The organism is Bradyrhizobium sp. Kon58, from assembly GCF_055807455.1.
Map to the genome: position 1 here is coordinate 99,443 of NZ_JBVVOT010000007.1, position 20,877 is coordinate 120,319.

20 protein-coding genes are annotated in these 20,877 nt (G+C 64.5%); 10 read left to right on the forward strand and 10 right to left on the reverse strand.

Annotation, left to right across the window (positions count from 1 at the left end; genetic code table 11):
- The first annotated feature begins 103 nt into the window (after positions 1 to 103).
- Positions 104 to 1,045 carry a GAF domain-containing protein gene (locus AC0L20_RS14905; RefSeq protein WP_473289214.1) on the forward strand — a complete coding sequence of 314 codons (942 nt, stop codon included), beginning with the start codon at positions 104 to 106 and terminating at the stop codon, positions 1,043 to 1,045.
- A 9-nt stretch (positions 1,046 to 1,054) separates the two neighbouring features.
- On the opposite strand, the gene AC0L20_RS14910 is transcribed toward AC0L20_RS14905, so the two are convergent.
- The 4 genes from AC0L20_RS14910 to AC0L20_RS14925 form a co-directional block, all read right to left on the reverse strand.
- Positions 1,055 to 3,334: a ComEC/Rec2 family competence protein gene (locus tag AC0L20_RS14910; protein ID WP_473289216.1), complete on the reverse strand. Its 2,280-nt coding sequence runs from the start codon at positions 3,332 to 3,334 to the stop codon at positions 1,055 to 1,057.
- A 95-nt stretch (positions 3,335 to 3,429) separates the two neighbouring features.
- On the reverse strand, positions 3,430 to 3,663 hold the full coding sequence (locus AC0L20_RS14915; protein ID WP_007610829.1) for a DUF2171 domain-containing protein: 234 nt from the start codon (positions 3,661 to 3,663) through the stop codon (positions 3,430 to 3,432).
- Positions 3,664 to 3,747: 84 nt separating this feature from the next.
- On the reverse strand, positions 3,748 to 4,134 hold the full coding sequence (locus AC0L20_RS14920) for a nuclear transport factor 2 family protein (RefSeq protein WP_473289218.1): 387 nt from the start codon (positions 4,132 to 4,134) through the stop codon (positions 3,748 to 3,750).
- A 9-nt stretch (positions 4,135 to 4,143) separates the two neighbouring features.
- Positions 4,144 to 5,820, reverse strand: a complete 1,677-nt coding sequence (locus AC0L20_RS14925) for a glutamine--tRNA ligase/YqeY domain fusion protein (RefSeq protein ID WP_473289220.1) — start codon at positions 5,818 to 5,820, stop codon at positions 4,144 to 4,146.
- Between the two features lie 166 nt (positions 5,821 to 5,986).
- Between AC0L20_RS14925 and gltX the strand changes: the two genes are divergently transcribed.
- The 8 genes from gltX (at position 5,987) to AC0L20_RS14965 (ending at position 15,267) form a co-directional block, all read left to right on the forward strand.
- Positions 5,987 to 7,414, forward strand: coding sequence for a glutamate--tRNA ligase (gene gltX, locus AC0L20_RS14930; protein ID WP_473289222.1), 1,428 nt, complete (start codon positions 5,987 to 5,989; stop codon positions 7,412 to 7,414).
- A 195-nt stretch (positions 7,415 to 7,609) separates the two neighbouring features.
- The gene (gene gltA, locus AC0L20_RS14935) at positions 7,610 to 8,914 is read left to right on the forward strand and encodes a citrate synthase (protein ID WP_473289225.1); all 1,305 of its coding nucleotides are present in this window, start codon (positions 7,610 to 7,612) and stop codon (positions 8,912 to 8,914) included.
- A gap of 176 nt (positions 8,915 to 9,090) precedes the next feature.
- Positions 9,091 to 10,269, forward strand: coding sequence for an ROK family transcriptional regulator (locus tag AC0L20_RS14940; protein ID WP_473289528.1), 1,179 nt, complete (start codon positions 9,091 to 9,093; stop codon positions 10,267 to 10,269).
- A gap of 57 nt (positions 10,270 to 10,326) precedes the next feature.
- Positions 10,327 to 11,613: an ABC transporter substrate-binding protein gene (locus AC0L20_RS14945; RefSeq protein WP_473289229.1), complete on the forward strand. Its 1,287-nt coding sequence runs from the start codon at positions 10,327 to 10,329 to the stop codon at positions 11,611 to 11,613.
- Positions 11,610 to 12,533 carry a carbohydrate ABC transporter permease gene (locus tag AC0L20_RS14950; protein ID WP_473289232.1) on the forward strand — a complete coding sequence of 308 codons (924 nt, stop codon included), beginning with the start codon at positions 11,610 to 11,612 and terminating at the stop codon, positions 12,531 to 12,533. Before AC0L20_RS14945 ends, AC0L20_RS14950 begins: the two co-directional genes overlap by 4 nt.
- Complete coding sequence (locus AC0L20_RS14955) at positions 12,526 to 13,383, forward strand: carbohydrate ABC transporter permease (RefSeq protein ID WP_473289234.1); 858 nt, start codon at positions 12,526 to 12,528, stop codon at positions 13,381 to 13,383. Before AC0L20_RS14950 ends, AC0L20_RS14955 begins: the two co-directional genes overlap by 8 nt.
- 10 nt (positions 13,384 to 13,393) lie before the next feature.
- Positions 13,394 to 14,503 (forward strand): ABC transporter ATP-binding protein, encoded by a 1,110-nt coding sequence (locus tag AC0L20_RS14960; RefSeq protein ID WP_473289236.1) that lies wholly within the window; start codon positions 13,394 to 13,396, stop codon positions 14,501 to 14,503.
- Complete coding sequence (locus AC0L20_RS14965; protein ID WP_473289238.1) at positions 14,500 to 15,267, forward strand: SDR family NAD(P)-dependent oxidoreductase; 768 nt, start codon at positions 14,500 to 14,502, stop codon at positions 15,265 to 15,267. Before AC0L20_RS14960 ends, AC0L20_RS14965 begins: the two co-directional genes overlap by 4 nt.
- Positions 15,268 to 15,363: 96 nt before the next feature.
- On the opposite strand, the gene AC0L20_RS14970 is transcribed toward AC0L20_RS14965, so the two are convergent.
- From AC0L20_RS14970 to lpxA, 4 genes are all read right to left on the reverse strand, one after another.
- Positions 15,364 to 15,756: a hypothetical protein gene (locus AC0L20_RS14970; RefSeq protein WP_456764144.1), complete on the reverse strand. Its 393-nt coding sequence runs from the start codon at positions 15,754 to 15,756 to the stop codon at positions 15,364 to 15,366.
- 114 nt (positions 15,757 to 15,870) lie between these two features.
- Entirely contained in the window at positions 15,871 to 17,055 is a 1,185-nt protein-coding gene (gene lpxB / locus AC0L20_RS14975; RefSeq protein ID WP_473289241.1) for a lipid-A-disaccharide synthase, read from the reverse strand.
- Positions 17,052 to 17,909, reverse strand: a complete 858-nt coding sequence (locus tag AC0L20_RS14980; RefSeq protein ID WP_473289530.1) for an LpxI family protein — start codon at positions 17,907 to 17,909, stop codon at positions 17,052 to 17,054. Before AC0L20_RS14980 ends, lpxB begins: the two co-directional genes overlap by 4 nt.
- A gap of 19 nt (positions 17,910 to 17,928) precedes the next feature.
- Positions 17,929 to 18,720, reverse strand: a complete 792-nt coding sequence (gene lpxA / locus AC0L20_RS14985; RefSeq protein WP_473289244.1) for an acyl-ACP--UDP-N-acetylglucosamine O-acyltransferase — start codon at positions 18,718 to 18,720, stop codon at positions 17,929 to 17,931.
- Positions 18,721 to 18,894: 174 nt separating this feature from the next.
- On the opposite strand from lpxA, the gene AC0L20_RS14990 reads away from it, so the two are divergent.
- Positions 18,895 to 19,239 (forward strand): KTSC domain-containing protein, encoded by a 345-nt coding sequence (locus tag AC0L20_RS14990; RefSeq protein WP_473289247.1) that lies wholly within the window; start codon positions 18,895 to 18,897, stop codon positions 19,237 to 19,239.
- Positions 19,240 to 19,245: 6 nt separating this feature from the next.
- Here AC0L20_RS14990 and fabZ read toward each other — a convergent pair whose 3' ends face one another.
- Both fabZ and lpxD read right to left on the reverse strand, forming a co-directional pair.
- Positions 19,246 to 19,662 (reverse strand): 3-hydroxyacyl-ACP dehydratase FabZ, encoded by a 417-nt coding sequence (fabZ, locus tag AC0L20_RS14995; RefSeq protein ID WP_051058562.1) that lies wholly within the window; start codon positions 19,660 to 19,662, stop codon positions 19,246 to 19,248.
- Between the two features lie 41 nt (positions 19,663 to 19,703).
- On the reverse strand, positions 19,704 to 20,771 hold the full coding sequence (lpxD, locus tag AC0L20_RS15000) for a UDP-3-O-(3-hydroxymyristoyl)glucosamine N-acyltransferase (RefSeq protein WP_473289250.1): 1,068 nt from the start codon (positions 20,769 to 20,771) through the stop codon (positions 19,704 to 19,706).
- Between the last annotated feature and the right edge of the window lie 106 nt (positions 20,772 to 20,877).

Sequence of the window (20,877 nt, forward strand, 5' to 3'; positions counted from 1 at the left end):
CTCTCCGCCGCACGAAGTTTGAGCCGCCCTGCCTGAATTTTGAACGTCCGCTTCGCAGCCAAATGACCGATGCTGTCAGGGCTTGAGACGGCGGACACGCTCGATGAAAACCTTCCTTCGCGTCGTTGAACTCTGGGTGCCCGATCGGACGCGCACGCGGCTGGAGTTTGGTGGCGGTCTCTATGGCGAAGGGCTGTCCGCGTTCAAGGCCGTCAGCGAAGAGCTGCACTTCGGATATGACGAGGGACTTCCGGGCAAGGCCTGGGCCGCGGGCCACCCCGTGATCCTCACCAAATTCGCCAACTCATATTTCAAACGGACCGATCAGGCGCTCGCGGCCGGCCTCACCTGCGGCGTCGCGGTGCCGGTGTTTGCGGGTGAATTCCTGCAAGCCGTCATGGTGCTGTTCTGCGGCGAGGACGAAGCGCATGTCGGGGCGATCGAGCTCTGGCACAACGACCCTGATGCCTCCCACGAGATGGGGCTTGTCGACGGCTATTACGGCACCGCCGACATGTTTGAATTCAACTCCCGCCACACCAAATTTCCTCGCGGCTTTGGCCTGCCTGGCCGCACCTGGAAGGCGGGCCTGCCGCTGATCATAAAGGACCTGCACGACGCCAGGAGTTTTCTGCGCTGGGAGGACGCGGCCAAGGTCGGGATCAATTTCGGCGTCGGCGTGCCCTATCGGACGGGCGCGGACCAGACCTGGGTTCTGACATTCCTCTCCGCGCAGGCCACGCCGATTGCGCGACGCTTCGAGATCTGGATCCCGAACGAGACCCGCTCGGCACTGGTGTTCCGCGCCGGCGATTGCAGCGCGCAGACCGACCTTGCAGCGCTCTATGCGGATAAATCCATTGCCAGAGGCGAAGGCAGCATCGGCGGGGCCTGGGCCACCGGCATGCCCGCGCTCAACGACGATCTGGTGCATGACGGCTCGGTCGCCGGTCTCGAAGCCTGCACATCCGGACTGAGCCGAATGGTGGCCCTGCCGGTCATCGGCAATTCCAGGCTCGACGCCGTACTGGCCTGGTATTTGTAACCGATCCGATCAATCGTCGGCCTGCAAGTCGGTCTCCGCCGGCGTTGCGTCCTTGATGCGGGGCGCGATCGCCTTCGGCGCAAGGCTGCCGTCGAAATCACCCTCACCGGCGCCGGCCGGCAACCAGGGGCGGCTCGTGCCTCTCGCCCTCACCGCGTGAACCACAAAGCCGTCACCACGTTGCGTCAGCGCCAGCGCACTCTGGCTGGCGAGCCGTTGCCGATCGACCACCATCGCCGCGCAATCGGGTGGCGCGGGGCGTGTCGTCACCACCAGCGCGGCCCGACTGCAATCGTCCGCGAGAGCGTCGACGCGCAGTGCCAGCGCGACCAACCTCCCGTCGGCCAGTGGCGTCACGCAGCCGGATTCGTCACAGGACACGCCATCGGCCAGAGAGGCTCGGCCCGCATCGCGCGGATCGGCGTCGGCAGCGAGCCATTCCTTGAGCAGAAAGCTGTCCTTGCTCGTCCTGATCAGGTGCAGATATCCGTCCCTGCCCCGCACCGCAACGCTCGCGCCATCCCCGGCAATCAGGATGTCGGGCTGCCGCGCCGACAGTCCCCAGAGGATCGCTGCCAGCAGCACCAGGGCGCCGGACCAGCGTAGCGGCGTGCGCAACAAGCCCAGCAGGATGATTCCCAGGCTCGCCGCGATCAGCGGCGCGATCCCGAACGCCGAGATGCGGCCGACGGCGCCCGGCAATGCCGCGACCCAGCGCGAGACCGCGACCATCCAGTCGATGCCGATCCCCATCAGCCACCAGAACACGCTGTCCAGCCCGAACGGCGCAGCAAGCAGTCCCAACAATCCCGCCGGCATCACCAGCGCCGAGACCACCGGCATCGCGCCGAGATTGGCAAGCACGCCGAACGGCGTGACACGGTGGAAATGGAACGCGGCGTAGGGCGTGGTCGCAAGTCCCGCAATCAGCGAGGCCATGAACAGCATCGCGATCTCGCGGCCACCCCACATTGCAATGCGCGCGGTCGCCGAATGGTCCGGCGAAGCAAACAAATTGGGCATGCCGATCTGCACCAAGGCGACGAGCCCGAGCGTTGCCGCAAACGACATCTGAAAACTCGGATGCACCAGTGCTTCCGGCGCGACCGCCAGCACGATCAGCGCGGCGACAGCAAGCGTGCGAAAGGTGATGGCGCGGCGATCGACCATCACCGCGATCAGCACCACCGCCGTCATGAAGAACGATCTTTGCGTTGCGACCTCCGCGCCTGACAGCAGCAGGTAGAACGCAGCAGCGACCAGCGCGGCGGCCGCCGACCATTTCTTGATGGCGAAGCCGGCCGCAAGTCCTGGGATCAGAGCGAGCAGCGCGCGCACCGCGAAGAACACGACACCGGCAACGACGGCCATGTGATAACCGGAAATCGAGAGCACGTGGCCGAGACCGGAGATGAACATCGCATCATTGACGGGCGTGGTAATCGCATCGCGCCGCCCGGTAAGCAGCGCGGTCGCGATCGCCCGGTTGTCGCCGTCGAGCGTCGCCCGGATGCGGGCATCGATCGCATCGCGCAGGCGTTGCATGAAGGCCGCGTAACGCAACCGCAAGCCGGCGGTCTCAGGCGGCGGCGCCACCGTGATTGCGCCCATCGCGAAGCCGGAGGCGCCGATGCCCTGGAAGAACATGTCACGCGAAAAGTCGTAGCTGCCGGGCCGCACCGGCGCGAGCGGCGGCATCAGCCGTGCCTTCAGCTGAACGAAGCTACCGACCTCCGGCGCGGTGCCTTTGCGGACCGACAGGCGCACGCGCTCGAGCCTGACGTCGCTGCGTTGCGCCTCCATCGCGGTGACGCGCAGCACGAAACGATCGGTACGCTCGCGGATGTCGCGGGCCTCAACGAAGCCCGACAACGACACCGAATAGAGCGACTTTGCCAGCACCGGGTGGGCGATGCGCGCCGTCTTCCAGGTCGCGACGGCAAAGCCGGCCGCGACCGCCGCGATCATGATGGCCGGGGCGAACAGCCGGCTCCGCCGCAACAGAGCCGCGCCGAGCAGGAGCGCGATGGCGCTCGCGGCAACGACCCACAGCACCGGCTCATGATCGGCGGAGAAATAAAGCGCGATGCCGCAGCCAAACGCTACGGGCACCCACGGCAACAGCCGCCCGGCGCCAGCCTCGGCGCGTAGCCACGCGCGGAGGGTCTCGACCAGCGATGTCCAGAGGTCGAGGCCTGCAGGCGCGAGGCCGCCCGCGGACGCGGCGCGGCCCGCGGGCCACGTCCCCGCGATCCCCTGCGACCGTACCGGCCGGCCCGGCTCCGCCATTCCCTGCACTCGATGATACGCAACGAAGTCAGAAGCTACCGGAACGTGCAGGCGGGCGGATAGCGGTACGGATCAGGAACGAAAGGGCGCGGCCGCTACTTTTCCTCTTCCATCGTCACGGCGACATCGGCCTTGGCCGACAGCCGGACCTTGTTGCCCTCGATATCGGCGACGAGGCCCTTGTCGATGAAGTGATGATGCCCCTTGTGGCTGCCCTCGCCGCTGTCCTTCTTGGTCAGCTTGATGCGATTGCCTTCGACCTTGTCGACGGTGCCGATGTGGACGCCGTCGGCGCCGATGACTTCCATATGCTCTGCGATGTTCTGCATGGTGGGTTCCTTGTTGGGCCCACCCCAACGCGCGAGGTGCACGTTCGTTCTCTCACGAGAATGACGAAGTCGTGTGCCCGCTGGTCAGATCAGCGGCGCCTGCGACGAAGCATGATGATTGACGATCTTCCAGTCGCCGTCCTCGCGCATGATGACCCAGCTCATCTTGACCACGAGATCGGGGCGCTCGCCGGCGAGATCGAACGAGATGGTTGCGGCCATGTTGATGAGGTCAGGAGCGACCTGCGCTGCGTTCACCTCGGAAAAGACCGCAGCTGGCTTGCGCCAGCGCGGCAAGCCGTTGAAGTAGTCGGCAACGCCGTCCCTGCCCCGGTAGAGCTTCGGGTTCGAGCCGAAGAAGAACGTATTCTTCCCATAAAGCGACGACAGCGCGGCCGCATCGAGCGTGGCGAAGCCGGCGCACCATTTCGCGATGATGGCGGAAACGATCGCGTCGGCTTCGTCGCTCATTGTGGTGCCTCAGCCTTTGGCAACTTCCTTCGCGAACGTGTCGCGCAGGCCGATGGTCCTGGAAAATACCGGTCTGCCGGACGTCGAGTCCTTGTCGCGCACGAAATAGCCCTGACGCTCGAACTGCATTACCTCGGTCGAGCTGCTTTCCGCAACCGATGCCTCGACGCGGGCATCAGCGAGAATCTCGAGCGACTGCGGATTGAGGTCGGCGGCGAAGTTCGAGGCGTCCGGGCTCGGATTGGCAAACAGCTGGTTGTAGACGCGGATTTCCGCGGGCACAGACGTTGCCGCCGACAGCCAGTGCATGGTGGCCTTGACCTTGCGGCCATCGGGCGCGTTGCCGCCCTTGGTCGCGGGATCGTAGGTGCAGCGCAGCTCCACCACTTCGCCTGCCTGGTTCTTGATCACACCGGTGCACTTGACGAAATAGGCGTAGCGCAGCCGCACCTCGTTGCCGGGCGACAGACGGAAGAACTTTTTCGGCGGGTTCTCCATGAAGTCGTCCTGCTCGATATAGAGCTCACGGCCGAACGTGATCTTCCGGGTGCCGGCAGAGGGATCGTCCGGATGGTTGATCGCCTCGAGCTCCTCGGTCTGCCCTTCCGGATAGTTCTCGATCACGACCTTGAGCGGCTTCAGCACCGCCATCCGCCGCTGCGACGTGCGGTTCAGCTCCTCACGGATGCAGAACTCGAGCATGCCGACGTCGACAACGCTGTTGGCCTTCGCCACGCCGATGCGCTTGACGAATTCGCGAAGGGCGGCCGGCGGCACGCCGCGGCGGCGCATCCCCGCCATGGTCGGCATGCGCGGATCGTCCCAGCCCGCGACATGGCCCTCGCGCACGAGCTGGGTCAGCACGCGCTTGGAGAGCAGCGTGTAGGTCAGGTTCAGCCGCGCGAATTCGTACTGGTGCGGCTTCGACGGCACCGGCAGCTTCTCGATGAACCAGTCATAGAGCGGCCGGTGATCCTCGAACTCCAGCGTGCAGATCGAGTGCGTGATGCCTTCGATGGCGTCCGACTGGCCGTGGGCATAGTCGTAGCTCGGATAGATGCTCCACTTGGTCCCGGTGCGCGGATGGTGCGCATGCAGGATGCGATACAGCACGGGGTCGCGCAGATTGATGTTGCCCGCACCCATGTCGATCTTGGCCCGCAGCACGCGCGCGCCGTTCGGGAATTCGCCCGCCTTCATGCGACGGAACAGGTCGAGGTTTTCATCCACGGTGCGATCGCGGAACGGCGAGTTCTTGCCGGGCTCGGTCAGCGTGCCGCGCGAAGCGCGGATCTCCTCCTGGCTCTGGTCGTCGACATAGGCGAGCCCGTCGCGGATCAGCTGCTCCGCCCATTCGTAGAGGCGGTCGAAATAGTCGGACGCGAAGAACAGGTTCTTGCCCCAGTCGAAGCCGAGCCAGCGCACGTCTGCCTGGATGGAATCGATGTATTCCTGCTCTTCCTTGACCGGGTTGGTGTCGTCGAAGCGCAGATGGCACCGGCCCGGAAACTCCTGGGCGATGCCGAAATTGAGCGCGATCGACTTGGCGTGGCCGATATGCAGGTAGCCGTTCGGCTCCGGCGGGAACCGGGTCACGATCTCCTTGTATTTGGCCTGATCGAGGTCGGCCTGGATGATGTCACGAATGAAATCGCGCCCAACCTCAGTCGCCACCGGTTCTGTCATTACGAAAATCCTGTAGGGAAATCAGCGGCCCTTCTGCCAAATTCCCTTGGCTGAGCCAAGGGCTTAAGCAAGGTCTCAAGCAACCCTTGGCGGCCCGCTGCCGGGCTTTAGTTATGCACCGGTCCTGTTATATACCACCGCCTCCAATGCATAGGCCTTGCCAAGAATGACCTCTCCCGTCGTCACCCGCTTCGCTCCCTCGCCGACCGGCTTCCTCCATATCGGGGGCGCGCGCACGGCGCTGTTCAACTGGCTCTATGCGAAGAAGCACGGCGGCAAGATGCTGCTCCGGATCGAGGACACCGACCGGGAGCGCTCCACGGAGGCGGCGATCGGCGCCATCCTCGACGGCCTGAAATGGCTGGAGCTCGGCTGGGACGGCGACGTCATCTATCAGTTCAGCCGCGCCGCCCGCCACCGCGAGGTCGCCGAGCTGCTGCTCGCCGAGGGCAAGGCCTATCGCTGCTACGCCACCGCCGAGGAGCTCACCGCGATGCGCGAGAAGGCGCGCGCGGAAGGCCGCACCCGCCTCTATGACGGCCTGTGGCGCGACCGCGATCCGGCGACGGCCCCAACCGACGTGAAGCCCACCATCCGGCTCCGCGCGCCCCAGACCGGCGAGACCGTGATCGAGGATCAGGTCCAGGGCCGCGTGGTCTGGCAGAACGAGAATCTCGACGACCTCGTCCTGCTGCGCGGCGATGGCAACCCGACCTACATGCTCGCGGTGGTGGTCGACGACCACGACATGGGCGTCACCCATGTCATCCGCGGCGACGACCATTTGATCAACGCGGCCCGCCAAAAGCAGATCTACGACGCTATGGGCTGGACGCTGCCGAGCATGTCCCACATCCCCCTGATCCACGGCCCGGACGGCTCAAAACTCTCCAAGCGGCACGGCGCGCTTGGCGTCGATGCCTACCGCGCCATGGGATACCTCCCGGCCGCGCTCCGCAACTATCTCGTCCGGCTCGGTTGGAGCCATGGCGACCAGGAAATCTTCTCGACCGAGGAGATGATCGCAGCCTTTGACCTCGCCAGCGTCGGCCGCGCAGCAGCGCGCTTCGATTTCGCCAAGCTGGAAAACCTCAACGGCCACTACATCCGCAATGCCGACGATCAATCACTCGTGAAGATGTTCGAGGACGTGCTGGACCACGTCGTGCCCAGCCGCGACGAGCTTAAGGCGAAGTTAAACGACACCACGCGCGCGCAGCTGCTGAAGGCCATGCCGGCCCTGAAGGAGCGCGCCAAAACGCTGATCGAGCTGATCGACGGCGCCTATTTCATCTTCGCCGACCGGCCGCTGGAGCTCGATCCGAAGGCGGCAGCGCTGCTGACGCCCGAGAACCGCAAGCTGATCGGCCAGCTTCATTCCGCGCTCGAGAAAGTCGAGATGTGGAGCGCGGCCAATGCGGAAGCCGCGCTGCGCGCCTTTGCCGAGGAAAATAGTCTCAAGCTCGGCGCGGTCGCCCAGCCGCTGCGGGCGGCGCTGACCGGACGGACGACGTCGCCCGGCATATTCGAGGTTTTGGACGTCCTGGGACGCCAGGAAAGCCTGGGCCGGCTTAAAGATCAGGCCACGGAATAGGCCGAGGAACGCGCTAAGAACCGGGGCCAAGGACCAGGCTACGACGTAAGTCGACCATGCGCGGGGCCATCTTGCAGCGCACACAGCAATAATATACCCATCTCAGCCGTACCTTCTGGAACATCCGGCCTGCCCCGCGATATCTCATCGGGGCCTCCGGGTCCGGCCCGTTTCACCATACATCGGGGACCTCTGATGGACGCAAAACCAAGCAATAAGACCGCCACACTGACGGTCGGAAACAAGAATTTCGATCTTCCGATCCACAGCGGCAGCGTCGGGCCCGACGTCATCGATATCGGCAAGCTCTACGGCCAGTCCGGCCTGTTCACCTACGACCCGGGCTTCACCTCGACCGCGAGCTGCCAGTCCAAGATCACCTATATCGACGGTGACGCGGGCGTGCTGGAATACCGCGGCTATCCGATCGAGCAGCTCGCCGAGAACGGCGACTTCCTGGAGACCTGCTATCTCCTGCTGTTCGGCGAGCTTCCGACCGCCGCGCAGAAGAAGGATTTCGACGACCGCGTGATCCATCACACGATGGTGCACGAGCAGATGGCCCGCTTCTTCCAGGGCTTCCGCCGCGACGCCCATCCGATGGCGATCATGGTGGCGGCTGTCGGCGCGCTCGCCGCGTTCTATCACGACTCGACCGACATCAACGATCCGAAGCAGCGCATGATCGCCTCCATGCGCATGATCGCCAAGATCCCGACGCTGGCTGCGATGGCCTACAAGTACACGGTCGGCCAGCCCTTCGTGTATCCGAAGAACTCGCTGAAGTTCGCCGAGAACTTCCTGCATATGTGCTTCGCCGTGCCGTGCGAGGACTACAAGATCAACCCGGTGCTGGCTGACGCGCTGGACAAGATCTTCATCCTACACGCCGACCACGAGCAGAATGCCTCGACCTCGACGGTGCGTATCGCCGGCTCCTCCGGCGCCAACCCGTTCGCCTGCATCGCCGCCGGCATCGCCTGCCTGTGGGGCCCGGCGCATGGCGGCGCCAACGAAGCAGCGCTCGCAATGCTCGCCGAGATCGGCTCGGTCGACAAGATCCCCGAATTCATCGCCAAGGTGAAGGACAAGAACTCTGAAGTCCGCCTGATGGGCTTCGGTCACCGCGTCTACAAGAACTATGATCCGCGCGCCAAGATCATGCAGAAGATGTGTCACGCCGTGCTCAAGGAGACCGGCCATGGCGACGATCCGATGCTGAAGGTGGCGCTCGAGCTCGAGAAGATCGCGCTCAGCGACCAGTACTTCATCGACCGCAAGCTCTACCCGAACGTCGACTTCTATTCGGGCATCACGCTGAAGGCGATGGGCTTCCCGGTCTCGATGTTCACCGTGCTGTTCGCGGTCGCCCGCACCGTCGGCTGGATCAGCCAGTGGAGCGAGATGATCGAGGATCCGCAGCAGAAGATCGGCCGTCCGCGCCAGCTCTATACCGGCGTCACCAAGCGCGACTACGTCGCGATCAACGACCGGAAGTAAGGTCGAGCCATAACGGCTTTCGAAGCGGCGCCATCACAAGATGGCGCCGTTTTTGTTTTGCGCTGATACAATCTTGCTGCCGCGCACAACAACAAGTCGGCGCAATGCGTCGGCGATCGCTTGACAGCCGAAATGGTCCGCGCGCATTCTTACTCTAAGTAAGAATGACGACAGGGATGGAAATGCCGGAGCAGCCGAGAAGTCGGCGGCAGACGCGTGCTGCCATTTTGACTCATCTGCTTCAGTCAGGCGGGTCGTTTCGCCCGCCGCTGGCCAAGGCCGTGCGCCTGTCGGAAGCGAGCCTGTCGCGCATCCTGTTCGACCTGAAGGCCGAAGGCCTGATCGAGGAAGTGCGGCGCCCTGCCCCTTACGTCGGTGGCCCGACGGGCCTCGTGTCGCTCGATGGCGAGGTGGCGCTCGCGGCCTTCGAGCTGACCACCCAGCGGCTCAGCGTCGGCGTCGGGGGCATGTCGGGCGAACTGCACCATACCGGGCATGTGCCGCTGCCGAAGACGCCGACCGCAGCGACCGTCGGCCGGGCGTTTCGCGAGGCAATGACATTGCTGCACGACTGGACGCGGCGCCGACGCATCCCCCTCGCGCAGATCGGCGTCTCCATTCCGGGTCTCGGCCGGCTGGGCGCGTCAGGGAATCCGATCATTCCCTGCGACATCGGGCGTATCAGTGAGATGTTCGGCGAGAACTTTGCCGGCGTGCCGGTCGAGTTCACCAATTCGGTCGTCGCGCACGCCATCTTTCATCGCTGCCGCACGGAGAACTATCCGTTCAGCGGCGCGCATCTCTTCGTCTTCGTCGGCCAGGGCGTCGCGGGCACCTGGATGGATGACCCGGTCGAAGACGATGCCCTCCAGCCGGTCGAGCTCGGCCACATGGTGTTCGAAGCCGACGGTCCAATTTGCCGCTGCGGTCATCATGGTTGCGTCGAGGCCTATACGTCGCTTCCCGCCCTGGCCGAGCTTCTTGGCGTCGCCGAAGCCGAGTTGCTTGAACTCGGCAGCGAATGGGTCACCGCAATGTCGCTCTCGTCGCGCGTGCGGCAGGAATTGCGCCGGCGGCTATTCCGGCTGGGCCTTGCGATCGGCAATACGCTGAACGTGAAGCCCTGCAAGGGCGTCGCGATCAGCGGCTGGCCATCGCTTCTCGCCGAGGACGATCGCAACGCGCTCGTCGAGGGGATCGACGCCTGCCTGTTGGGCGGCCGCAAGCACGCGCAAGTGTCGCTCGCTTTCGTACCGCCGTCGAATGGCAACGATCCGCGGGCGGCGCTGGCTTTTGCGGCTTTCTGCCTCGCTTGCCGCGGCGGCATGCCGGCCGCATCGAGCGAGGCCGCCTGACATACCTGATGCCGCGCGGCGCTCGCGCGAAAGAGTTCACACCGGGAGGAACTTGCCATGCCGATCACGACAACAAGGCGCCAACTGCTCGCCGGATCTGCGGCCGCGCTCGCGCTGCCGGCATTTGCCCGCGCGCAAGGCGCGATCAAGCCGCGTCTGACTGCGATCTCGCAATGGTCCGCCGGCAGCGATGGTGCCGCCATCACGGCGCTCGGCAAGAAATTCGAGGAGAAAGGCGGGGTTTGGCAGCACTCCCCCGTCCCCGGCTTCACCACCGAGATGATGAACAAGCTGCGTGCCCAGATCATGGCCGGCGATCCACCGGCCTGCTCGCAGCTCAAAGGTCCCGAGATCGCGGCCTGGTCCAAGATTGCCCCAACGGTCGATCTCGACGCCGTCGTCGCTGCCGCCGGATACGAAAAGGTTGTCGCGCCGGACCTTGCAAAATTGCACAAGCCGGAGGGCAAGTGGATTGCACTGCCGTTGCAGATCTACAGCACCAACATGCTGTTTCTCTCCAAGCGCGCGATGGACAAGGCCAAGGCCGACAAGATCCCCGTCACATGGGCTGAGTTCAACGACCTCGCCGAGAAGATGAAAGCAGGCGGCGTCCCCTATCCCATCGCCAACGGTGGCACCCGCGCGGACGACGGCCAAAAATTCGAGGCCGCTTTGGCAGGCATCAGTCCCACCGCATACCGCGCAGCCATCATGAACCTCGACAAGAAGGCCCTGGAAGGCCCCGAGATAAAGGCGGCCTTCGTACAGGTGCGCAAGATTGCCGACTGGATGGACCCCAACGTCGGCGCCCAGCATTTTTCGACCAACCTGAAGCGCTTTGTCGACGGCGACATGGGCATGATGATCATGGGCGGGTGGGCGCAGGGCGTCTTGCGTAACGCCGGCTTCAAGTTCGAGGACTTCATCATCGCTCCGGGCCCGAGCGACAATAGCAAGCCGGTCTTCCTGTTGAATGCCGATGCCTTCATATTCTGGCAGCGCAAGGAGCCCGATTTGCAAGCCGGCCAGACGCTGATGGCCCAGCTCGTCATGGATCCGGCGATCCAGACCATGTATTCGCAGATCACGGGATCGATCCCGGTGCGCACCGACGTCGATCTCTCCGGCGAGGGCTGGTCGGACGGTCAACGGCGGACCGCAGCAGCTCTTAAAGACGCGATCGCCAGCAATCAGGCCGTCCTCAGCCTTGCGCACAACATGGCGCAGGAAAACGGCATGACCGCAGCGATCATCGACGTGATCACGGAGTACGTGAAGAACAAGACGATCAAGCCGGAGCAAGCGGCCGTACGCCTCGCCGACGCCGTCGAGAGCTCACGTTGACGATCGCCGTCTCGACAACACCGGGCCGGCCGGCGGCCCCTGACTGGGTACGCCGGCTGCCCGAATATCTGACGATCTGGGTGCCGCTGCTGTTGTCCGCCGCGCACCTCATTGCGTTTACGCTGTGGACGATCTGGATATCGTTCACGCCGTCCACTCTGGTCCCGGTCGCGGGCTGGGTCGGTTTGCGCAACTATTCTGCGGTTGCAGCATCGCGGAACTGGCAGATTGCCTTGGACAATCTGCTGCTGTTTGGCTGCGCCTTCGTGTTGCTGAGTCTGGCGACTGGCCTCATCCTTGCGATCCTGCTCGATCAGCGCATTCGCGGCGAGAACCTGCTGCGGTCCATCTTCCTCTATCCCTTAGCGGTGTCATTCGTGGTCACCGGCACGGTCTGGAGTTGGCTGCTCAATCCTGGCCTCGGGATCCAGAAGCTGGTCCGCGACCTCGGTTGGACTACCTTCCGGTTCGACTGGCTGATCGACCGCGACATGGCCATTTGGACCATTGTCATCGCTGCGATCTGGCAGTCCTCCGGTTTTGCCATGGCGCTGTTCCTCGCCGGCCTCCGCTCCGTCGACGCCGACCTGATCAAGGCCGCGCAGATCGACGGCGCCGGACCGATCCGAATGTACCGGCGGGTCATCCTGCCGACCCTTTGGCCGATCACCATCACCGTCATCGTCATCCAGCTGCAGTTCGCGATTTCGACTTTCGACCTCGTCCGCGCACTCACGAACGGCGGACCCGGAATCGCCACCCAGCTGCCGGCCCTCGTCGTCTATGATTTGATGTTCCAGCGCAGCCTGCTCGGACGGGGAGCGGCGGCGGCGGTGCTCATGTTGCTCATTCTTCTCGCGGTTTTGCTGCCCTATGCAGCGTGGCGTTACGTCCAGCGGCGGCGGGCGATCCATGCGTGAGCGAACCTTCGCGCCAAGCCGGATTCTGATCTATCTCGTCGTCTCGCTGATCGCTGCAGCCTGGCTCGCGCCATTGGCTGTTGTCGTGCTGAATTCGCTCCGTACCAACGAGGAGATCGCACAGGCCTCGATGATCGGCTGGCCGAAGCAATGGGCATGGAGTAACTACGCCGCGGCCTGGAGCGGTTTCTGCGTCGCCGAGACCTGCGCCGGCATCCGGCCGTACATGCTGAACTCCGCGCTGGTCACGATGCCCGCGACGATTTTCTCGACCCTACTCGGTGCTGTCGCCGGTTACGCCGTGTCGCTCTGGCGTTTTCGCGGCGATAGCTGGATCTACGGCATCGTGACCCTTGGCCTCTTCCTTCCCCAGCAGATGCGCTTGCTTCCCTGGACCATCGTGTTGCGCGATATCGGCCTGATGAACACGCTCACGGGCCTGGTCGTGATCCACACGATCCAGGGGCTCTCCTTTACCGTCTTGTTCTGCCGAAACTACTACACTGCCATCCCGCAGGATCTGATAAGAGCTGCGCGCATCGATGGCGCAGGGTTCTTTCGTATTTTCTGGCGCATCATCCTGCCGCTCTCGCCGCCTATTCTGGTCGTCACCGTGATCTGGCAGTTCACGCATATCTGGAACGAGTTTCTCTACGGCGTGACATTCACGACCGGTCAGCAGCAGCCGGTCACCGCCGCGCTGATCGCGCTATCCGCCGCGGTCGCCGACATCCCGCAGCATGGCGTGCAAAGCGCGGCGGTGATGATCGCCGCGCTGCCAACCCTGCTGATCTATCTGATCGGCGGCAAGTATTTCGTGCGCGGCCTCACCGCCGGGGCCGTGAAATGATCGGATCGTCATGGCAGCCCTAAGCATTCGCTCCCTGTCCAAGCGCTACGCCAATCTGGAGGTGCTGAAGGGCATCGATCTCGACATCGAGAGCGGTGAATTCACCGTGCTCGTCGGCCCATCCGGCTGCGGCAAGTCAACGCTGCTCAACATCATCGCCGGGCTCGACCTCCCGAGCGCCGGCACCGTGGAAATCGGCGGACGTGTCGTCAACGACATTCCGCCGAAGGACCGCGACATCGCCATGGTGTTCCAGTCCTACGCGCTCTATCCATCGATGACGGTACGCCAGAACATCACCTTCGGCATGGAATGCCGCCACGTACCAAAAGCGGAGCAGGAGAAGGCGCTGGCGAATGTCGCCAAGCTGCTCCAGATCGAGCCGCTGCTCGGTCGCAAGCCGTCGCAGCTCTCCGGCGGCCAGCGCCAGCGCGTGGCGATGGGCCGGGCGCTGGTGCGCGATCCCCTGCTCTTCCTGTTCGACGAGCCGCTCTCCAATCTCGACGCCAAGCTGCGCGTCGAGATGCGGATGGAGATCAAGCGGCTGCACCAACGCATCGGCGCCACCATCGTCTATGTCACCCACGACCAGATCGAGGCGATGACGATGGCGACGCGCATCGCCGTGATGCATCGTGGCGTGGTGCAGCAGTTTGCCGATCCTGACACCGTGTATCGCTATCCCGCCAATCTGTTCGTGGCCCGTTTCATGGGCTCGCCGCCGATGAACACGATGCCGGCACGGCTCGAGGCCGATGCCGGCGGCCCGGTGGTCGTGATCGGCGCGGGACGGCCGGACGAGGTCCGCCTCCGACTTGGCCAATACGACGCGGCGGCACCCTTCGTCGGCCGTGACGTGGTGGTCGGGATCAGGCCGGAATGCATCGCCGAGGGCAGCCGCGTGTTCTCCGCCGATCCGCCCGTCGTCGTCAACGCGCCGGTGGAGATGGTCGAGCCGACGGGGGCCGAAACGATCGTGCTGCTGCGGCTTGGCGGCGAGCCGGCGCTGGCGCGCATCACGCCGGACATCCGCCCCACACCGGGCGCCGCCGCCCCGTTCGCGCTCGACACGCGCAGCATCTGCCTGTTCGACCCCGAGACGGAGCGACTGATCGCATGACAGCAACGAGCTATGCCGGTCTTAGGGACCGCGTGGTGTTGATCACCGGTGGCGCCAGCGGCATCGGTGCCGCCTTCGTGCGGGCGTTCGCGGCCCAAGGGGCGCGCGTCGCGTTCCTGGACCTCGATGAAGCAGCCGGCCGGGCGCTGGTCGCGGAGGTGAAGGCCGCGGCTGCAACCGCACCCCTGTTCGTGCCCTGCGACCTGCTCGACATCGACGCCTTACGCGGCGCCATGGTGCAGGTCCACGGATCGCTTGGCGATGCCGCGGTTCTCGTCAACAACGCCGCCAATGATCAACGCCAGGTGCTGGCTGAGGTGACCCCGGCCGAGTTCGACTGGATGATCGGCGTCAACCTCAAGCACGTCTTCTTTGCCGCGCAAGCGGTGGTGCCGCAGATGCAGGCGCGCGGCGGCGGTTCGATCATCAACATGTCGTCGATTGCCTGGATGCGCGGCGCGCCGGGGCTGCCGGTCTACGCCGCGGCAAAGGCCGCGATCGTCGGCTTCACCAACTCCCTGGCCCGGTCGCTCGGGCCCGACCGCATCCGGGTCAACGCGATCGCGCCGGGGATGGTGATCACGGAGCGTCAGCGCCGGCTGTGGTACCCGGATGACCAGGCGATCGCCGAGCTGCGCACGCGCCAGGCCATTCCCGACGCGGTGACGCCCGAGGACATCGCCAACATGGCGCTATTCCTCGCTTCCGACGACAGCCAGCGCATCACGCGCCAGTGTTTTCAGGTCGACGCTGGTCTCGGCTAGAGTCTGTACTCACAACCCGAGCTGCCTCGCAGAGGTCCGCTCCGTATCCGATAGCGGTCGCGTTGGCGTACCTCTCCCTGAGTCCGAGTTGGGCCATCAGCGGACTAAGTGATCCTTCGGTATCAGCACGAGACCGAGTAACGGATCGCTCTGAAGATTACCGAGAATGATTCCGTGCCCCCCGCTAGCGCGGGGGCAGCCTTCATACAAAAGTATCTTCACGGTGTCTGTCTTGATTGATCCCTTGATCACGCGATCAACACGTGCGTTCAACAGCTCGCCTTGCAGACCTCGCGCGTCGATGAAGTGCGTGCGATCATGGATTGTTGCCTCGATGATCTCGGACGCATCGACGTCCGCCGGGACCTGCTCGAACATGATGCTACGTGCTATCACGATGGTGCAGGCGGTCGCGCCCGTGAAAGTCATGCAATAGACCGCCAGTGAGAGCGACCATGTGCGCATATTGGCAAGCAGGTAGTTGAACATCGCACAACAATGCCAACTCTCCGCGAGGTCTGCAACGGGTCACAAGCCGCCGATCAGGCCCAAGTAGGAGGCTTCCGCTTTGCGCTGGCAAGCCGACGCTTGTGAGTACTCGTTCTAGCTAGCCCGCGTGCCCTTGCGCATCGTCGCCAGCACGATGTCGGCTGCGAGCACGCTCGGCGACTTGTTGCCGGTCGACATGATGGTGTCGAGCTGCGCGAACGCTTCCACCTGCTGTCGGCGCAGCGGTGAATCGGTCAGAAGCTCCGAGAGCGCGGGCGCCAGCTTCTCCGGCGTGCAGTCTTCCTGCAGGAACTCCGGGATGACATCCTTGCCGATCACGAGATTGGCGAGGATCACCGAGGAGACGCGGATCGCGCGGCGCAGGATGAAGGCTTCGATCGCGCCGACGCGATAGGCCGTCACCATCGGAATGCCCGACAGCGCGAGCTCCAGCGTCACCGTGCCTGATTTTGCCAATGCCGCGCGCGCGACGCGGAAAGCGGCGCGCTTCTCGTTCTCGCCGACCACGATTTGAGGCTTGACCGGCCAGTTCGCGATGCCTTCGCGGATGGTGGCTTCGAGATGCGGCATAGTCGGCAGGATCAGTTCGAACGCGCGGCCTTCCGTCTGCAGTCGACCGAGCGCCGCCCCGAACACGTCGAGATGGTGCCTGATCTCGCTGCGGCGGCTGCCGGGTAACACCAGCAAGACCGGCGGCTCGCCGTCGCGGCGCGCCTGTTCCTCCGCGTTCGGCCGCAGCGAGGGCAATTGCTCGATCAGGGGATGGCCGACATAGCTGCATGGCGGCCCGCCGAGCTTGCGATATTCCTCCGGCTCGAACGGCAACAGGCCGAGCACATGGTCGACATAGCCGAGCATGGTCCGCGCCCGTCCCGGCCGCCAGGCCCAGAGCTGCGGCGAGACGTAGTCGACGATTGGGATCGCCGGATTGCGCCCCCGCACGCGGCGGGCGACACGGTGAGTGAAGTCGGGACTGTCGATGATGACGAGCGCGTCCGGCGCGGCTTCGGTCACGGCCTCCGCGGTCTCGCGGATCAGCCGCAGGATCTTCGGCAATTGCTGCACGACCGCGGCGAAGCCGACGATCGAGAGCTCCTCGATCGGAAACAGCGTCTCCAGCCCCTGGCGCGCCATGGTGTGGCCGCCGACGCCCACGAACTGCACGCCGTCGCCGAGGCGCTGGCGCAGCACCTTCATCAAGGCGCTGCCGAGCCGGTCGCCGGATTCCTCCGTGGCGATCAGGAAGATCTTGCGCTGGGGATCGCGGCCTTGCATCACGCCGGCAGGCCGATGACGAAGAGATATTTGGCGTCGGCGAGCGCGATCATCGCCTGCGGCTCGGCGGCGATGGTGTTGCCGGCAACGACGGCGATCCCGGCCAGCCCTGCCGCGGCGACGCCCTCGAGGGTGCGCGGGCCGATCGTCGGCAGGTCGAAGCGCAAATCCTGCCCGCTCTTTGGGACCTTCACCAGCACGCCCCGCCCGGACGCGGCGCGGATGCGGCCCTCTTCGCGCAGCCGTGCCACGCGCGCGAGCAGCGCATCGGTGCCCTCGATATCCTCGACCGCCACCACATGACCATCGATCACGACCGCGGCCTGGCCGATGTCGAACGGACCGAGCGCGGTCAGCACCGCGCGTCCGCGCTCGATGTCGGTCTTGCCGGTGTCGCTCGGCCAGGCGCGGCTGATGCAGCCCTCGGGCATCAAGAGGTCCGGCGCGACTTCTTTGATGCCGACCATCCGAAAGCCGCCCTGCTCGAGAATGCGCCCGACGCCGGACAACAAATGATCGTCGCCGCCGCGGAAGGCGCGGATGACATTGCCGAGCAGCCGGAGCGTCGTGAAGTCGACCCGGACCTCCGAGAGCGAAGGCCGTATCAGCGTGCCGATGAAGATCAGGTCGCGGCAACCTTCTTCGCGAAACAGCCGCATGGCGCGGCCAAGCTGGCCGACCGAAATCCAGCGATGACGGAATTTCTCCACCCTCGCGGGATCGCAGGCTCCTCGAAGCGGAAACAACACCGGCGTGACGCCGCGGGCGGCGAGCGAGTCGGCAACCGCGAATGGCATCGCTCCACCGCCAGCGACCACGCCGACCGGCGATGAAATTTCCGAAGCCGCCGATGTCATGCCCGGGGCCATCGCATCATCACTTCGCGATGGCGGGAAGACAGAGCGGGCGCTTGCCCTTGCCGATGAAGTCGAGGATTTCGCCGATGGCCGGATCGTCACCGGCGAGCGGCCGCGCCGCCTCCAGGCGTTCGGCAAAGGTAGCGTGGCCATGGAAGAGCTTCTGGTAGAATGCGCGCACGGTCGCAAGCCGCTGCTTGGTGAACTTGCGCCGCTTCATGCCGATCAGGTTGAGGCCTTCGAGCACGGCATATTGGCCGTTGACGAGGCCGAACGGTATGACATCGTCGCGCACGCCGCACACCCCGCCGACCATAACCTGCGGGCCGATGCGGGTGAACTGGTGCACCGCGGACAGACCGCCGATGAAGACGAAATCGCCGATCTCGCAGTGACCGCCGAGCGTGGCCGAGGTCGCGAAGATCACGTCGTTGCCGACATGGCAGTCATGGCCGACATGGCTGCAATTCATGAAATAGTTGCGGTCGCCGACCTCTGTGATGCCGCCGCCTGCGACCGTGCCGGCGTTCATGGTCACGGACTCGCGGATCGTGCAGCCCGAACCGATCTTGAGCTTCGTCAATTCGCCACGATAGCTGAGCGATTGCGGCGGCGTGCCGAGCGAGGCGAACGGATAGATGGTGCAATCGTCACCGATCGTGGTCTGCGCGGTAACATGCACATGTCCGATCAGCTTGCAGTTGCTGCCGATCACGACATGCGCGCCGATGATGCAGAAGGGTCCGATCTCGGTGCCCTCGCCGATCACGGCGCCGTCCGCGACCCGTGCGGTGGGATCAATCTTACTCATCAAGCAATCTGACTCATCAAGAAGGTCTGATTAGGTGTTGAAGTCGCTCGGTTTTCCGCTGGTTAGCGCGACTATGCCCGATCTGTCCAGTGACGTATGATCTCTCCGTGTTTCAAGTGCCGGGTGAAGCAGCCTTCCCGGCTCATCAACAAGTTCATGCGGAGCTCAGGTATCTTGGTCAGGGCTTTGGCACTTCTCCTCGCACAGCTCGTGACCGCGCCGATCGTATCCGAGACGATCGAGACCGGCGAACACCGCCTCGTCGATCTCAAGACATTCGAATGCCGCGACATCACCCGCAGCACGGTGCTCCAGCGGGTCTGTTACGACCGTGCGCAGCAGGCCCTCGTCGTGGCAGTGGACGGCGTTTACGACCGCTATTGCGGCGTGCCAATCGATACGGTCGAGCGCCTGCTGGGCTCACCGTCCATGGGCCAGTTCTTCAAGCAGAACATCAAGCGCGAGGTCAGCGGCAGCCGGTACGCGTGTCCTGCACGCGAGCGCATCCAGAGAAGTTGATCCCGCTCAGTCGGTCAGCATGGCGCCGACATCGGCCTCCGCAACCACCTGGCCGTTGACCTTGGCGTCGCCGTGAAACCACCACATGGCCTTGCGGCGGCCGATTGAGCGCATGTGATATTCGATGGTATCGCCGGGCAGCACCGGCTTACGGAACTTGCACTTGTCGATGGTCAGGAAATACACAGCCCGCGGCTTATCGGTGCCCTCGACCGACTTGATGCCGATCACACCCGCGGTCTGCGCCATCGCTTCGATCATCATGACGCCGGGATAGACCGGGCGATCGGGAAAGTGGCCCTGGAACGGCGGCTCGTTGAAGGTGACGTTCTTGATGCCGATGCCGCTGTAATCGGTGCGGATGTTGATCACGCGATCGATCAGCAGCATCGGAAAACGGTGCGGGAGCGTTTGCAGGATCATGTTGATGTCCACAAGCTCGAACCTGACCGGTGCTTCGTCCGTCACTCCCGTTCCTCCTGCTTCGGATCGGCCTTGCTGTCGCGCGCCAGGCGCTCGACGGCCAAGATTTCCTTGAACCATTGCCTGGTCGGCTTGGCGAAAAAACCACCCCAACGTCCGTTGGGAGGGACGTCGTCCTTGACGCCGCTCATGGCAGTCACCTGAGCTCCATCCCCGATCTTGACGTGATTGTTGATGCCCACCTTCGCTCCCAGCGCCACGTTGTCGCCGAGGGTGAGGCTGCCGGCAAGACCGATCTGGGCTGCCAGCAGGCAGTGCCGGCCAATGGTCACATTGTGGCCGATCTGGACCTGATTGTCGATTTTGGTCCCCTCGCCGATCACGGTGTCGCGCAAGGACCCGCGATCAATGGTGGTGCCGGCGCCGACCTCCACGTTGTTCTGGATCAGCACGCGGCCGGTCTGAGGCACCTTCAGGTGGCCCTCGGGGCCGAAGAAGATGAAGCCGTAGCCGTCCTGGCCGATCGAGCAGCCGGGGTGGATCAGCACGTCGTTGCCGATCAGCGCGCACTGGATGGCGGTGCGTGCCCCGACATTGCAGTCCCGGCCGATCTTGACGCCGGGGCCGATCACGGCCCCCACGCCGACCACCGTGCCGCTGCCGATCTCCACGTCGGGGCCGATCACGGCCAGGGGATCGACGATCACGCCGTCCTCCAGCCTGGCCGTTGGATCGATGATGGCCGACGGCGCGATGCCGTCGTTGCCGGTCCAGGATTGCGGCCGGAGCGCGTCGCCATGCCACTCCCGCGCGATCCTGACGAAGGCGCGGAACGGCTGTGGCGCCCGCAGCACGGCCACGTGCGCGGGCACCCGGGCCTCGAAGCGTGGGCTCACCAGGCAAGCACCGGCCTTGGTCGCCTTGAGCTCATCGGCATATTTGAGATTGTCGAAGAACGTCAGGTGCATCGGGCCGGCTTCGTCGAGCGAAGCAAGGCCCTTGATGATTTGGCCGCCCCTGGCGGGATCGACCAGCTCCGCCTTGGTCAGCGTGGCTATGTCAGCCAGCGCTGAGGCGGGCGGCTGTATGAAGAAGGTCGGCTGCGCCATTCCACCCCGTCGCGGTCCGGCTTCGGCCTGAAGCGGCCAAGCCGCATCATGCCTGATCTCCTGGATTGGCACGATCCCTTTCGGAAACCGGCTCCGTAGTCCGGAT

Bases quoted from the DNA above. Each gene is read 5' to 3' on its own strand.
- AC0L20_RS14965 (WP_473289238.1), top strand. From the start codon at position 14,500: ATGACAGCAACGAGCTATGCCGGTCTTAGGGACCGCGTGGTGTTGATC.
- fabZ (WP_051058562.1), bottom strand. From the start codon at position 19,662: ATGATCCTGCAAACGCTCCCGCACCGTTTTCCGATGCTGCTGATCGAT.
- AC0L20_RS14940 (WP_473289528.1), top strand. From the start codon at position 9,091: ATGGAAATGCCGGAGCAGCCGAGAAGTCGGCGGCAGACGCGTGCTGCC.
- AC0L20_RS14905 (WP_473289214.1), top strand. From the start codon at position 104: ATGAAAACCTTCCTTCGCGTCGTTGAACTCTGGGTGCCCGATCGGACG.
- gltX (WP_473289222.1), top strand. From the start codon at position 5,987: ATGACCTCTCCCGTCGTCACCCGCTTCGCTCCCTCGCCGACCGGCTTC.
- AC0L20_RS14955 (WP_473289234.1), top strand. From the start codon at position 12,526: ATGCGTGAGCGAACCTTCGCGCCAAGCCGGATTCTGATCTATCTCGTC.
- AC0L20_RS14970 (WP_456764144.1), bottom strand. From the start codon at position 15,756: ATGTTCAACTACCTGCTTGCCAATATGCGCACATGGTCGCTCTCACTG.
- AC0L20_RS14980 (WP_473289530.1), bottom strand. From the start codon at position 17,909: ATGACATCGGCGGCTTCGGAAATTTCATCGCCGGTCGGCGTGGTCGCT.
- AC0L20_RS14945 (WP_473289229.1), top strand. From the start codon at position 10,327: ATGCCGATCACGACAACAAGGCGCCAACTGCTCGCCGGATCTGCGGCC.
- lpxA (WP_473289244.1), bottom strand. From the start codon at position 18,720: ATGAGTAAGATTGATCCCACCGCACGGGTCGCGGACGGCGCCGTGATC.
- AC0L20_RS14920 (WP_473289218.1), bottom strand. From the start codon at position 4,134: ATGAGCGACGAAGCCGACGCGATCGTTTCCGCCATCATCGCGAAATGG.
- AC0L20_RS14915 (WP_007610829.1), bottom strand. From the start codon at position 3,663: ATGCAGAACATCGCAGAGCATATGGAAGTCATCGGCGCCGACGGCGTC.
- gltA (WP_473289225.1), top strand. From the start codon at position 7,610: ATGGACGCAAAACCAAGCAATAAGACCGCCACACTGACGGTCGGAAAC.
- AC0L20_RS14925 (WP_473289220.1), bottom strand. From the start codon at position 5,820: ATGACAGAACCGGTGGCGACTGAGGTTGGGCGCGATTTCATTCGTGAC.
- lpxD (WP_473289250.1), bottom strand. From the start codon at position 20,771: ATGGCGCAGCCGACCTTCTTCATACAGCCGCCCGCCTCAGCGCTGGCT.
- AC0L20_RS14910 (WP_473289216.1), bottom strand. From the start codon at position 3,334: ATGGCGGAGCCGGGCCGGCCGGTACGGTCGCAGGGGATCGCGGGGACG.
- AC0L20_RS14960 (WP_473289236.1), top strand. From the start codon at position 13,394: ATGGCAGCCCTAAGCATTCGCTCCCTGTCCAAGCGCTACGCCAATCTG.